Origin of the sequence: Pseudomonas cuatrocienegasensis (genome assembly GCF_900110925.1) — a bacterium.
Taxonomy (GTDB): domain Bacteria; phylum Pseudomonadota; class Gammaproteobacteria; order Pseudomonadales; family Pseudomonadaceae; genus Aquipseudomonas; species Aquipseudomonas cuatrocienegasensis.
The window spans coordinates 458,549-471,988 of record NZ_FOFP01000002.1; the positions used below are offsets into that span (position 1 = coordinate 458,549).

13 protein-coding genes are annotated in these 13,440 nt (G+C 50.5%); 6 read left to right on the forward strand and 7 right to left on the reverse strand.

Going from position 1 to position 13,440, the window contains the following annotated elements; genetic code table 11:
- Positions 1–22: 22 nt before the first annotated feature.
- From BMW49_RS04985 to BMW49_RS04995, 3 genes are all read right to left on the reverse strand, one after another.
- Positions 23–679, reverse strand: a complete 657-nt coding sequence (locus tag BMW49_RS04985) for a YiaD family glycine zipper/OmpA-like lipoprotein (protein WP_069516186.1) — start codon at positions 677–679, stop codon at positions 23–25.
- Between the two features lie 141 nt (positions 680–820).
- Complete coding sequence (locus BMW49_RS04990; RefSeq protein WP_069516188.1) at positions 821–1,489, reverse strand: YiaD family glycine zipper/OmpA-like lipoprotein; 669 nt, start codon at positions 1,487–1,489, stop codon at positions 821–823.
- A gap of 63 nt (positions 1,490–1,552) precedes the next feature.
- Entirely contained in the window at positions 1,553–2,197 is a 645-nt protein-coding gene (locus BMW49_RS04995; protein WP_069516190.1) for an MBL fold metallo-hydrolase, read from the reverse strand.
- A gap of 50 nt (positions 2,198–2,247) precedes the next feature.
- Between BMW49_RS04995 and BMW49_RS05000 the strand changes: the two genes are divergently transcribed.
- From BMW49_RS05000 to BMW49_RS05010, 3 genes are all read left to right on the forward strand, one after another.
- Positions 2,248–3,360, forward strand: coding sequence for a tyrosine-type recombinase/integrase (locus BMW49_RS05000; RefSeq protein ID WP_069516192.1), 1,113 nt, complete (start codon positions 2,248–2,250; stop codon positions 3,358–3,360).
- A gap of 36 nt (positions 3,361–3,396) precedes the next feature.
- Positions 3,397–3,846 (forward strand): AAA family ATPase, encoded by a 450-nt coding sequence (locus tag BMW49_RS05005; RefSeq protein ID WP_083251643.1) that lies wholly within the window; start codon positions 3,397–3,399, stop codon positions 3,844–3,846.
- Between the two features lie 40 nt (positions 3,847–3,886).
- Positions 3,887–5,037, forward strand: a protein-coding gene (locus BMW49_RS05010) for an IS3 family transposase (RefSeq protein ID WP_090390854.1) whose coding sequence is annotated in 2 segments (ribosomal slippage) — positions 3,887–4,130 and positions 4,130–5,037 — 1,152 coding nt in all. Because the reading frame shifts where the segments join, the coding sequence is not laid out codon by codon here.
- Between the two features lie 38 nt (positions 5,038–5,075).
- On the opposite strand, the gene BMW49_RS05015 is transcribed toward BMW49_RS05010, so the two are convergent.
- The 4 genes from BMW49_RS05015 to BMW49_RS05030 all read right to left on the reverse strand — a co-directional run bounded on the left by BMW49_RS05015 (position 5,076) and on the right by BMW49_RS05030 (position 10,569).
- Positions 5,076–6,398, reverse strand: a complete 1,323-nt coding sequence (locus tag BMW49_RS05015) for a TolC family outer membrane protein (RefSeq protein WP_069516195.1) — start codon at positions 6,396–6,398, stop codon at positions 5,076–5,078.
- Positions 6,395–8,488 carry a peptidase domain-containing ABC transporter gene (locus BMW49_RS05020; protein ID WP_069516196.1) on the reverse strand — a complete coding sequence of 698 codons (2,094 nt, stop codon included), beginning with the start codon at positions 8,486–8,488 and terminating at the stop codon, positions 6,395–6,397. The genes BMW49_RS05015 and BMW49_RS05020 overlap by 4 nt, the downstream gene beginning before the upstream one ends.
- Before the next feature lie 321 nt (positions 8,489–8,809).
- Positions 8,810–9,004, reverse strand: a complete 195-nt coding sequence (locus tag BMW49_RS25540) for a response regulator transcription factor (RefSeq protein WP_069516198.1) — start codon at positions 9,002–9,004, stop codon at positions 8,810–8,812.
- 167 nt (positions 9,005–9,171) lie between these two features.
- A complete protein-coding gene (locus BMW49_RS05030) occupies positions 9,172–10,569 on the reverse strand; it encodes an HlyD family secretion protein (RefSeq protein ID WP_139133783.1) in 1,398 nt (465 codons plus the stop codon).
- 305 nt (positions 10,570–10,874) lie between these two features.
- Between BMW49_RS05030 and BMW49_RS05035 the strand changes: the two genes are divergently transcribed.
- The 3 genes from BMW49_RS05035 to BMW49_RS05045 all read left to right on the forward strand — a co-directional run.
- Positions 10,875–11,117, forward strand: a complete 243-nt coding sequence (locus BMW49_RS05035) for a hypothetical protein (protein ID WP_069516202.1) — start codon at positions 10,875–10,877, stop codon at positions 11,115–11,117.
- Between the two features lie 477 nt (positions 11,118–11,594).
- The gene (locus BMW49_RS05040) at positions 11,595–12,758 is read left to right on the forward strand and encodes a JmjC domain-containing protein (RefSeq protein ID WP_069516204.1); all 1,164 of its coding nucleotides are present in this window, start codon (positions 11,595–11,597) and stop codon (positions 12,756–12,758) included.
- Positions 12,759–13,154: 396 nt separating this feature from the next.
- On the forward strand, positions 13,155–13,440 hold a 286-nt coding region (locus BMW49_RS05045), incomplete at its 3' end, for a transposase (RefSeq protein ID WP_139205692.1).

A 13,440-nucleotide genomic window follows, 5' to 3' on the forward strand; every position in this document is an offset into this window, starting at 1 on the left:
CTGTTAGAGCGGGGACAACGCTTTACAGAGGACGCAGGTTGATCTCGACGCGACGGTTCTGCGCGCGACCGGCTTCGTTGGCATTGCTGGCAATCGGCTGGCTCGGGCCGGCGCCATAGGCAGAAATACGCGAGGCCTGTACGCCATTACCGCTCAGATAGGCGGCTACGCTCTGGGCGCGACGGTTGGACAGGTTCTGGTTCAGTTCGAGCGAGCCGGTGCTGTCGGTATGACCGACAATATCGATACCGTTCTTGTCGAATTCCTTGAAGGTCAGCACCAGGGAGTTGAGCGTGCCGTAGAAGCCGCTGGAGATATCTGCCGAATTGCTGGCAAAGGTGATGTTGCCCGGCATGATCAGCTTCAGGTCGTTGCCATTACGCTGCACTTGCACACCAGTGCCCTGCAGGGTCTGACGCAGCTTGGCTTCCTGGGTATCGACGTAGTAGCCGTAGCCACCACCGGCCGCCCCACCCACGGCAGCACCGATCAGTGCACCCTTGCCGCGGTCCTTCTTGCTCGACGTGGCAGCGCCGATCAGTGCACCGGTTACGGCGCCCACACCACCATAAATACCGGCCTTGCCTGCCTGGCTTTCTCCGGTATAGGGGTTGGTCGTACAGCCGGCCAACAGCGTAAAGCCTGCTATCGCCAGGATCAGATTGCGCCAGTTCTTCATAGGACTTCCTTAAACAGATGGTTCTGAGCGGCATTACGCCGCGAACTTCGAGCAGTGGTTATGCAGCTAAGTTCCATAACCGTCTGTAGACCTGACGCAATCGCTGCACCATAAAGCACAGCCCATGCCTTGAGCCTCGCCTTATTGTGCGCCGGCTAACGGTCGCAGGGTCACCTCGACCCGTCGATTCTGCGCACGCCCCTCGGCGTTATCGTTACTGGCTATCGGCTGGTCAGGGCCCATGCCACGAGTGCTCAGCCGCGTGCTGTCCACGCCCTGAGCCAGCAGGTAATCAGCCACGCTCTGGGCGCGACGCTGCGACAGCCCCATGTTGTAACTGTGCGCGCCGGTGCTGTCGGTATGCCCGACCACCTCAATGCTGTTCTGGTTATACGAGCGGAACGACGTCGCCAGATTGTTCAATGGCGCATAGAAGCTGCTGGCGATCTGCGCCGAGTCTGTGGCAAAGGTGATATTGCCCGGCATGATCAGCTGGATCACATCGCCTTCACGCTGCACCTCGATACCGGTGCCTTCCATGCTGCGGCGCAACTCGGCTTCCTGCTTGTCGGCGTAGTAGCCATAGCCCGCGGCTGCAGCACCCGCGACCGCGGCACCAATCAGCGCGCCCTTACCGCGGTTATCGTGGTTGATCAACGCACCCGCCGCCGCCCCAGCCAGGGCGCCCAGACCACCGTAAGTCGCCGTACGGTTGCTGCTCGGCGCACGCTGATCGTAAGGATTTTGCGAAGCGCAACCGGCCAGCAGAAAGACACAAACACAGGCAATAAGCGAAGAACGACGCAGCATGGGAAACACTCCTCAAGGAAGACCACAGCAGTCGGATTCTACGCCTGGCCCAGCCGTGCAGCATCAGGCGCGGATAAACGGGTTCTCGCGCATTTCATCGCCCAAGCGCGTATCGGCGCCGTGGCCGGTGACCACAGTCGCGTCCTCATCCAGGCAGTACAAACGCTGCTTGATCGAACGCTCGATGGTCGCGTAATCCCCGCCCCACAGATCAGTACGCCCGATCCCGCGCTTGAACAGCGTGTCACCGGCAATCAGCAGCTTGGCATCGGCAAACCAGAAACTCATCGACCCCGGCGTGTGCCCTGGCGTATGCAGCGCTACCCCACAGCCACAGGCCAGCTCCTCGTCATCACTCAACCACTGATCAGGCGCCGGCACCGGCGTGTAGGGCACACCGAACATGCGGCACTGCATCTCCAGGTTATCCCAGAGAAATTGATCCTCTTTATGCAGATGCAAGGTCGCACCGGTCTGCTCCTTCATCTGCCCGGAGGCGAGAAAATGGTCCAGATGGGCATGGGTGTGAATGATGCTCACCACCTTGAGCCCGTGGACCTCCAGCCGCGCCATGATCAAGTCAGGATTGCCCCCCGGATCGACCACGATGGCCTTCTTGGTGACCGGGTCGCCAATGATCGTGCAGTTGCACTGCAAAGGCCCGACGGGGAAGGTTTCGCGTACTAACTGGGGCTTTGCGGCTTCCATGGGTATTCCTTTATGATATTTGGCACAATTTTGTCACACTGAGATTAGAAATGGCGACCTTTCGCAAGCGCGGCCCATCCCAATGGCAGGTGCAAGTCAGACGCAAAGGATGGCCCCTGCAAACCAAGACGTTCAATACCCAAGCAGAAGCCAAGACTTGGGCGACCATGATCGAACGCGAGATGGACGCCGGAATTTTCGTCAGTCGAAACGAGGCTGAGTCCACATCATTCTCGAAGGCACTAGAGACATATGCTAACGAAGTGACCAGCAAGAAACGAAGCAGTGCCTCCGAGCTATCGCGCATCCAGGCCATGCAACGCCATCCGCTGGCGCTTCGCTCGCTCGCCAGCATTCGTGGCTCTGACATGGCGACCTACCGTGACACGCGCCTCGAAGAAGGCATGGCCCCCTCCACCGTGCGCCGCGAGCTGGCTCTGATCTCTCACGTCTTCACCATCGCCCGCAAAGAGTGGCGCATGGAGTCACTGAGTAACCCCGTCGAGCTGATCCGCCAACCGAGCGTTGATGACGCCCGCGAGCGACGCATCCTCAGTGCCGATGTATGGACACGCAAAGACGGGAAGCTGGTATACGAGCACCTGAACGAGCTGGAAATGATCTGCCGACACTCGCGCTCAGCCGAGCTGCCGAAGATCGTAGCCTTCGCCGTGGAAACAGCGATGCGCCGCAGTGAGATAACCGGCCTGCTTCGCGCCAACGTAAACCTAGACAAGCGGGTCGCTCTGCTACCTATGACCAAGAACGGCTCTGCCCGTGGCGTACCCCTTTCCAGCAAAGCGGTGGAGATACTGGAAAGTCTCGCCGAGCGCGACGATGGTCGCTGCTTTAAGAGCCGGCCGGACTCAATCACCAAGGCTTTCGCGGACGCCATCGCCGATGCTCGTAGCACCTACACGGAAGGGCTTAACCTTCACCTGAAGCAGAAAAAGCTTTCCCAGGAGAAAATAGACAAGCGCATCAGCGATGATCCGTTTTTGATGGATCTACGCTTTCATGACCTACGACATGAAGCCACATCGCGCCTAGCCGAAATTTTCCCACTGCACGAGCTGACCAAGATCACCGGGCACCAGGACACTCGTATGCTGATGCGGTACTACCATCCAAGCATAGAAATACTTGCAAAGAAGCTAAGCTAAATTTCAAATAAATTAAACAAAACCAAGGATTAGTAAATGCACATAACAGAGGTAGGGATTAGAAATTTCAGAAACTTTGAATCAGCCAAATTTAAGTTCACAAAAAACACCGCAAACACCCTGATAGGTGAAAACGCCTCAGGAAAAACAAACTTATTTTATGCTATGCGGTTAGTACTAGATGAGAATTTACCATTAAGCGCTCGCCAACTAACCAACTCTGACTTTTACAGAGGCCTTGGTCCGCCAAATGGCCACTGGATAATTATCGCGTTCAAATTCGCTGACCTGGGGAGCTCTGACGAAGATTTGGTCCTTGCCAATCACAGCATCCTGCCGGGCGAAGACAACCTGGAAGGGACATACACCTTTATTTACCGCCCCAAAAAATCTGTTCGAGCAAAACTATATGAAATAACCAAAGACAATCTAGACCAAGATATCAGAAAAGAAAAAATAACATCTGAATCGCCCCTAGTTTCGTAGACACCTCCAGGCCTCATAATACGGCCCATTAGGAGGTGCCATGAGCAACCCGCGTTATCCCGAAGAATTCAAAATCGAAGCAGTCAAACAGGTGACCGAGCGAGGTCTGCCGGTGGCTGAGGTAGCTGCTCGTTTGGGCATGTCGACACACAGCCTTTATGCCTGGGTGAAGCGCTACAGCAAGCCTCAAGAGCAGCGGGCGCAAGAAGACGACCAGCATGCTGAACTGCGTCGTTTGCGTGCTGAACTCAAGCGCGTGACCGAAGAGCGAGACATCTTAAAAAAGGCCGCCGCGTACTTTGCCAAGGAGTGCGGCTGAAGTACGCCTTCATCAATCAGCTATCCGCAGACTATGCGGTTCGCCGTCTGTGCCTGACTCTAAAAGTACATGCCAGCGGTTACTATGCCTGGCTGGCAGAGCCGAAGTCGGCGCGAGCCAAGGATGATCAGCGGCTGCTAGGCCTGATCAAGCATTCGTGGCTAGAGAGCGGTGGCATCTACGGTTACCGAAAAATCCATGACGATCTGCGCGAGCTTGGCGAACAGTGCGGCAGGCACCGAGTTGCTCGATTAATGCGTCAGGAAGGACCGCGTTCGCAGACGGGTTACCGACGTCGACCGGGGCGTTATGGTGGCAAGCCTCCAGTCGCTTCGCCGAATCATCTTGAGCGTCGATTCAACGTCACCGAACCCAACAAAGTCTGGGTCACGGACATAACCTACATCCGCACCTATGAGGGTTGGTTATTTTTGGCGGTGGTGCTCGATCTGTTTTCACGGCAGGTAATTGGCTGGTCGATGAAGCCGCAGATGACCAGCGATCTGGCTATTGATGCATTGCTGATGGCCGTTTGGCGGCGTAAGCCCAAGCAGGAAGTAATGATTCACTCAGACCAGGGTAGTCAGTTCAGCAGCGGTGACTGGCAGAGTTTCCTGAAAGCGAACAACTTGCTTGGCAGCATGAGCCGACGCGGTAATTGCCATGATAATGCGGTTGCGGAAAGCTTTTTCCAGCTGCTGAAGCGGGAGCGGATCAGGCGGAAGATCTACAGCACCAGGCAGGATGCCAGAGCCGATGTGTTCGATTACATCGAGATGTTCTACAACCCAAAACGCCGGCATGGTTTCAACAACCAGCTATCGCCGGTAGAGTTCGAAAAGCGCTATTTCCTGAGCCTGGAGAGTGTCTAGAAAACCTGGGGCGATTCACCCTTGGTAAGCAGGCCCGATCAGTCTGCACGCAAGTAGTCATTGATCGCGATCAGATCCCCCTCTGTGAGAGCCCCAACAGCAGACCGCAACCGAAGGTGTGCCATGAGGGTATCGTACTTAGCCTTGGCCAGCTGCTGAATGACATCGCTCAGGCGGCTTTGTGCATCCAGAACATCCACCCCCATGCGCGCCCCAAGGCGATATCCGAGCTGATTTGACTCAACTGATGATGCTGCTGACTTCCTAGCAGCCTGCAACGCACGAATCAGAGCGATACCGTCCTCAACACCAGACCAAGCCTCATTGACCTCTACTGAGACTTGCCGGCGAATATCCAAGAGCTCTAAGTCTGACTGCTGGTAAAGCGCCTCGGCCTGTCTCTGACTAGATGACGCACGTCCTCCAGAGTAAAGAGGCATGGAGAAGCGCAGCCCAATGACATTAGAGTCACTCTGGTTGGTGCCAGCACTCGGGTTCTGTTGCATCGTGTGGCTAGCGACCAAATCCAATGCTGGCAGGTGATCGGAGAAGGCGATGTCTTTGTTGTTCTCAGCAATATCCCTTAGGAGTTCGTACTCCTGAATCCGTAAATTGAATGCCTGTGATGCTTGAATTAGCTCTCCTAGTGACTCCTCTGGCAGTTGCAACTCCGGTGCAGAATCGAGCATCCGGGAGAGCTTGTGAGGGTAACCACCCGTAAATTTTGCGAGGCTAACTCGCGCAATGCTCACATCACTTCGCGCTTGAACGATGTTGGCCCGGTTGGCATCGAGGCTAGCCTGAGCTTCATGCACCTCTACGACGGAACCGTTACCGATCTCGAAATTTACCGTCGCACGCTTCAGTTGCTCTTGCAAAGTAGAAGACAAGCTCTCCAAAGACTCCAAGACATCCATGGCAGCTACCGCATTAAAATAGCTTTGTGCCACATTAAGCTTCAGCTCTTGAGAGGCAACTTCATACTTCAGCATGCCCAAGGCTTTCTGCTTGCTTCCTCGACGGTAAGTAACCCATGACTTCCAGTTAAATACCGGTTGGCTGAACTGGAGCCCGTAGTTCTCTGAGCGCCCTTTGCGATTCAACTCTCCGCCAGCCGTCTCATGGGTCACATCTACTCGTGTGGTCTGTGCATCGAACGACAAGCTGGGTAAAAGCGCTGCCAATGCCTGGCCTTCGCTCTCTTTCGCCGCTTTTACTTGAAACCCCGCAGCTAAGTAGGCTGCGTCCCTTTCCACGGCTAGTTGATAGGATTGCACAAGGTCTAGATTTTCGGCGGCCTCTAAATATCCACAAACACAAAAATAACCGACAATCAGGCCAAGTAGAACTTTAATTTTCATACTTCAGCTATAGGTTTCTCAGGGGCTAAATCTTGGACGATCAAGCCTTTTTCTAAAAACAGAACTCGTGTCGCAAAGACTAAAGTTTCTCGCCTGTGCGCAATAAGGATACGTGTCATATTAATTGAGTTCAGAGCACTGACAACGTGCTGTTCACTATGAATATCCAGATGGCTAGTGGCCTCATCAAGTGCGAGAATTCTAGGTTTTCTATAAAGAGCTCTTGCCAGGAGCAATCTCTGCTTCTGACCTCCAGAAAGCCCACTCCCCATTTCGGATATTAAGGTCTGATAACCCATTGGCATATTGACGATTGCCTTATGGATATTCGCCTTCTTCGCAGCGGACTCGATATCATCCTGCGTAGCATCAGAATCAAAAAAGGCGATATTTTCACTCAAAGATCCAGCCATCAGATAGTCTTCTTGCATAACCGCGCCAATCATCGACCGCGCAGCAGTAGGCCCCAGCTGGGAAAGAGGTATCCCCCCGATTAAAATCTCACCCTCCGTAGGCCTTACTAACCCCAAAATCATTTTGAACAGAGTGCTTTTTCCACATCCAGACCTGCCGACAATCGCAACAGTTTCGCCTGGAGATATCATCAAATTTAGTTCTTTAACCACCCATGGTTCACCATCTGCATAGCGAAAGGAAACATTGCGAAACTCGACACTAGCAGGCAAGCGGGAAATATCCGTTTCTTGTGGTGATTCAGGTTCTGGATCTTCTAACGCAATGTCTGCCAGTCTTTCTGCATGAAGGGTGAGCATACGAAACTCGACAGAGAGGTCTATTAATTTACTCGCACGCCCTGTGAACTGAGTTTTGTATGCAATAAACGCTAAAAGCATTCCCAATGTTAACGTTCCATCTAGGACGTAGTGCCCACCGATGAATAGAATCACCAACCCTTCCATACCAAATATCAGGGTGTTTAGCGAAGAAAAAAAGAGCATTAGCTTTTGTGTTAAGACATCTCGATTCTGTACGTCGGCCAGCAAGTTAGTCCATCTGGAAAGGCGCTGACTGGTTGTACTGAACAATTTTAGCGGGAGTACCGCCCTGATACTTTCAAGAAAGTATGAATTTTCACGGGCGGACAAAACGATGCGCTCTTCGGAGGCCATTCTCAAAGGGTAATAGAATACTGCTCTCAAAATACCGTACAAAAGAATAGCAACAGCGACCACGGCAGTCAGCGCCGGGCTATAAAGGAACATCATGGCAAGTGTAATAATTGCCACACCCCCATCAAGTACAGCCATTACTGCACCATTAGCAAAAAACTGCCTAATGGCCGAGAGAGAGTGGAACCGAGAAGAAATATCGCCTAGTTGACGTTTTTCGAAATATGGCCATGGCAATTTTAAAAGATGCCCAAAAACGTTTGATGTCCACTGGATTGCAAGTTGTTGGTTTATACGCAGGCCGATCCACCCCCTGGCCATACGTAAGACAAAGTCGATGACAAGCAATAATCCTCCGCCCAGCACAGCAAGGAACAATAGATCCCTGTCCGCCGTGACTAGTGCACTATCAACGATCCATTGAGTTATTTGTGGAGAAAGAAGTGTGATTACCTCAAGTGCCACGGCAAGACCAAGGATGCTCCCCAGGGCTCTCTTCAGTCCAACAGCCCTACCGAGCAGATCCCTAATCTTAATACGATCCTTTGGCTTTGAATGCTGAAAACCAATATTTGGATTTAGCTCTAGCGCTACGCCTGTAAAGTGGTCTGAAACTTCAGACTCAGTTAATTTCCTGATCCCACGAGCAGGATCTAGTATCTGGATTTTTCCACGGCTGATTTTCTCTAGCACAACAAAGTGGTTGTGATCCCAGTGAAGAATACAGGGCATCCGAAGTTGGCTTAATTCATAGAGTTCTAATCTCAATGCACGAGAGGAATAACCTAATTCGTGAGCATAACCTATCAAGGTATTCAAACCCGTCCCTTTGACGGACATAGAAAATCTACGCCTCAAATCCAGGAGGTCTAGATGCTTCCCGTGAAAGCAACTGATCATCGCCAGACAGGCTAAGCCACATTCTTGACTTTCGTTTTGTAAAATTGGTTTGATCGACATTTAGTAAGAGTTCGATAGAGATTATTGCAGACTTTTATTATGTGTCTGGTATAAAAATATACGAGCAAAAAGAGGTGCGTGCGCTCGCCGATAATTTTTATCAGTTCAATGTAACAACCTCATGCCTCGCGAACTGTTTAATAAATTTTCACACTCGCCGCACGCCATAGATGAGACAGGGATCACTCCCTCGCCAATCGAAATGCTTGGCTATGCGACGCCTTAGATAATAAGTGAGGTCATCCTAAAAAATTAGGGAGATGTTTACGCATTCCACACAAGGAGGACTGTATCTATTGTAGGAAATACAACTACCTTCATTCATGGAGTGAGCTCTCTTGCGCTGAGAAGATACTCAGTGATCAAACCTGTTCGAGACTCAACATCCATCTTCCTCATTAGTGAGGATAGATGATCGCGAACTGTGTACGGGCTGATTCCCAGAGCGAGTGCGATCTGCTTATTGGTTTTCCCTGAAACGAGGTGCTCCATCACGTCCTTTTCTCGCCTAGTCATAGCTTTCCTTGAAATAATCGCAGAGAACAAAAATGGACACTACGTTCACTCCTGCCTTCTGATTTCTGGCAGCCATAAAGCAAAACATTCCTAACATTCAATCTTCGATTGGGCACGCACAATGTGAGCAATTAAATTTTGGAATTAGTTTCGCCAGGTATTAGCTGTCATATTGAGTGGCTTGTCTTTCCGGTGATGGAAAACAGCGGCTCCAGCAACCACTCATAGAGTCGGCGACGATCTTGAAGGATATCAGCTTCAAGTAGCATTCCGGCCTGTAATTGGTGTGATTTTCCATAGCCGATCACATCTTGAGCCTCAAGGTCGACCGAAATCCTATAGAACAACTGAGCTGGCGCACCAGCAACTGCCTGTAGTGCACTGCTAATATGAACAGGCAGTTCCTGGGAAGCGTAGGGGCTCTTCGAGATGTGTGCGACAACACCCTTTCCCATGCCGAATTTCTGGTAGGGATATGCCGCATATCGTAACGACACTTTCTGGCCAACCTCGATGAATCCGGCCTGCTTGGCTGGTACATAGATATGCGCTGCAATATCACTGTCAGATGGGATAAGGCTTGAAAGTAGTGAGCCTGCTGTAACTTGCTGACCAAGTTGTACATTGGTTCCCGTCAACGTGCCGGAATATGGGGCAACCTCTACTTGCTCAACACGCACATTATTTTCCGCAAGATCCTGGCGGATAAGACTGAGACTGTTATCGATATCAGATATATCTGACTTATGGCGGAGAATCGAATCTTCTTTTATGGATTCGAGCTCTAGCATCTCGCGATGCATAGTTGCCTTCGCTCTCCGGAGCGTCTCTACCTGACCTTGAATGGCAAGCATGTCTGCTTCTGCTTGCTGGGTCTGGGCTACTGAAACGAAGCTGGCGGCAGATAATTCGATTTGGCGTGCGTGATGGGCTTTGGCGAGCTGAACTCGACGCTCTAACAGATTAATCTCATGGGGAAACTGCGCAAGTTCGTCATTCAGGCTCCTTAAACGTGTATCTGCCATCCTGATCTGAGACGCAAGCCTTTCATCGGCCAAGCTCCGAGCATTCTTTAGAAGCACCTCACGATGCTTTATTTGCTCAGATATAATTTTTTGCGTCCCACCTTCTACACTATGTCGCTCTGCGGATATAACAAAGAGGGGTTGCCCTTTCTCTACTTGGCTTCCATCAGCAGCTTCTATTCTCGATATTATCCCACTACCAGTTGAACTAATCCGTAAGAGACCCTGCTCCGGCATAAGCAGGCCTCCTGCCGTGGCTTTCTTTGTGTATGACCCGAAATAGCCGAAGGCTAACGTGGCTAACGCGAGAGATATGCCAAAACAAGAAATCAGGGTGTAACTGATTGGCTGGATGATAAGAACGTTGCCAAGCCTGCTCTTAGATTTTGCCTCATTTACTTCTTTGCGAAACATCCTGTCTGCACCACTGCTTATTTTCCATTGAGCAAATTTAGAGTACACGTAACGATAATCATCCGCAATAAAAAAAATGTTAAAAAATATTTCTCTCCTTAGCAAGGCTATTACAAAACCGATCAAGCTAATAGTGGTGCAGCAATACCAATATAGTGGCGAATTGCCAAAGGCGTGCTTTGCACGCTTTCTATAAAAGCCTCACGCATCCTCGCTCAGGGAATGGTTTAGGTTTTCTGTCTACAGCCCCCCCCTACGGGTGTAGGGTTGAGACATCAATTCTGACGTGAAAAAATTCGCACAAAATTTAGGGCTCCGTGGTGAAGTGAGCTGATTTAATAATGTTCCCAGCCAGTCATCTGAAGCTTAACTTAATTAGGCACCCAGCAAAAATGCTTGGATTACAGCATGGTTCAACAGGAGATGAGCTCATGAATTACTATAAAATGACCTTCGCACTTATATTCATCTATCTCGTTTCAATCTGTATTGCTGTCGGCAGCACAGATATTGAGCTGAGCACCAAATTAATTGGTGGAAGTATATTCTTCGCACTTGGGTCAATTGCCATTGGCTATTTTGTAAAGTCGAATATAAAAAATATGGATGACTTTTTGAGATCGCCTAACTCCCAATCCTTCAAAAACATCATGTACCGTAAAAAAGCCGACTAGGACTATTATATGCGAACGATTAGCATGGAAGAGATGAAGCTTGTATCCGGGGCTAGCGGCCTTGGTGACACGGCTGCTGCAACCGCAGTCGGGGCCGGACTTGGAGCAGCAGTGGGCGCGTCTCTCGCCTCACAGATGGGAGCAACAGGGACAGCCGTACTAGGCATGGGTGGGATTGGAGCATACTACGGTGGCGGAATTGGTGCCGCAGCTGTTGGTGGTTATGCGGTCGGTACTTGGCTAAATAACAACACACCGATCCAAAGCTGGATATCCGATGCACTACCCGATCCCTCTGGAATTGACTACGGAACGGATGGAACTGGCTACAACTGAGTCAATCTCAAAAACCTTAGTGAGCACTCACTAAGGTTTCTTCAAAAAACGTGCTCAAAATTCGAGCAAACTAATACCTCGCCTCTACGCTCCCTCATTAGACCTAGTTCTCGGTGCTATACCTTCAAGGAAAGATTCTCTATGTGCATAAATTTCGATCTATCGAGCGCCGAGTTCAAAGAAAAATACGAGGAAAAAAAGCCTCTATTGATTAAAGGTGCGGCAAATACCGAATCATTCTCTTGGGGAGATGTTAATCAGATATTTGAAAGAAGCGATGTCGCTTCTAGTGACTTCAAACTGTCATTGGCCGGCATTCGCCCCAAAGAAGAATACGTTGAAAGCTATTGGGATATTGGCAAGCTACGGCATAGACTCATAAAGCCAGCCGTGTATGACCTCTTACAAAAGGGTGCTACCCTGATCGCAAACAAAATAATCAACGAGCCTTCTGTAGAGAGAATCTCACGCACCATTGCACTCTACACAAAACGGCAAGTTGTCAGCAGTGCATATTTGGCTTTCGGAACACAAGACTCTTTCCGAAGTCATTGGGATACACGAGACGTCTTCGCGGTTCAGTTGATTGGACGTAAGCGCTGGATTGTGCACGCGCCATCTCTCGAAGCGCCTTACTTTACCCAGCAAAGTAAGGACTATGAAAATTTATTTCCTCGCCCAGAAGAACCTTACATGGATTTTATTCTTGAGCCAGGAGATGTCTTTTATCTACCCAGAGGTTGGTGGCACAACCCTCTACCACTCGGCGAACCCACATTCCATCTTGCACTAGGCACCTTTCCAGCCTACGGAATGGATTATTTGCTGTGGGCGCTTAAGAGCATGCCAGAGATCCGAGAGGCACGATTATCGCTTAGTTGCTGGAAAAATGACCAAGAAATTATAATGATGCTTGCTCGCAGTCTAGAGGAATTAATTTCCTCAAAGCAGAACTATGACTTATTCATGGATAAGTTCAACTCTGATATACGAGTCCAATCACCACTGGCGTTAGAAATCTTTGGAAATAACGGCACGATCCCAGATAGTGCAAGGCTACGGCTATGCTCCCAAAATTCTCATGGAAAGGAAGATGGCTACATAATTGCCAACGGCACCAAATTAAACCTAGACCCTAAAGGTATTCGCCTCATAAGTAAAATATCTTCTAAACCTGGAATAACACTTCATGAGTTAATTTCAGAAGGTTTCGATACGGATAGCAACACCATCAAGACGCTCGTTACAGAACTTTGCAGATTAGACATTCTCGAACTGCTTAGAGATGGTGACGAAAAAATATAAACGGCCAACTAACGAGTGTTGTGTACAGCTGGCACTCGTCAAAATTTGCTGAGCAAAGGCTATCTCTATCGTTGTCTTGCATGTCGGCGTCGTTGGTAAGTGATTGCGAAGGCTAGCGGGAACCGGTTGCTAAGGCTCAGCTGAAGATTGTGTACATTCAGCCCACATCAATCGCCGCTGTAAGTCGGATACCAGCTGCCTTCACGGAAGAAAAAGTCCTTATGGATTTTAATAACTTGCTCGCCCAATGGGCACGGCTCGAAGCCCACATATCGGGCCTTTTCGCTCTATCTCCATAGACTTGATCGAAACGCTACGGTGCCGTGGACATGTAGTGGTCTACTAAACCCGGACACCCATTTAAGGTGAGAATGCTCGCCATAAGAGAGGTGTCTGATGACCAAACAACGCCGTACGTTTACTCCTGAGTTCAAACGCGAGGCAGCCAGCCTGGTACTCGACCAAGGCTACAGCCATACCGATGCAGCCCGCTCGCTCGGGTTGGTTGAGTCGGCCTTGCGCCGATGGGTAAGCCAGCTTCAACAAGAGAGAAACGGTGTAACCCCGACCAGCAAAGCGCTGACACCCGAGCAGCAAAAGATCCAAGAACTGGAAGCCCGGATCAACCGGCTGGAGCGGGAAAAGTCGATCCTAAAAAAGGCCACCGCGCTCTTGATGGCCG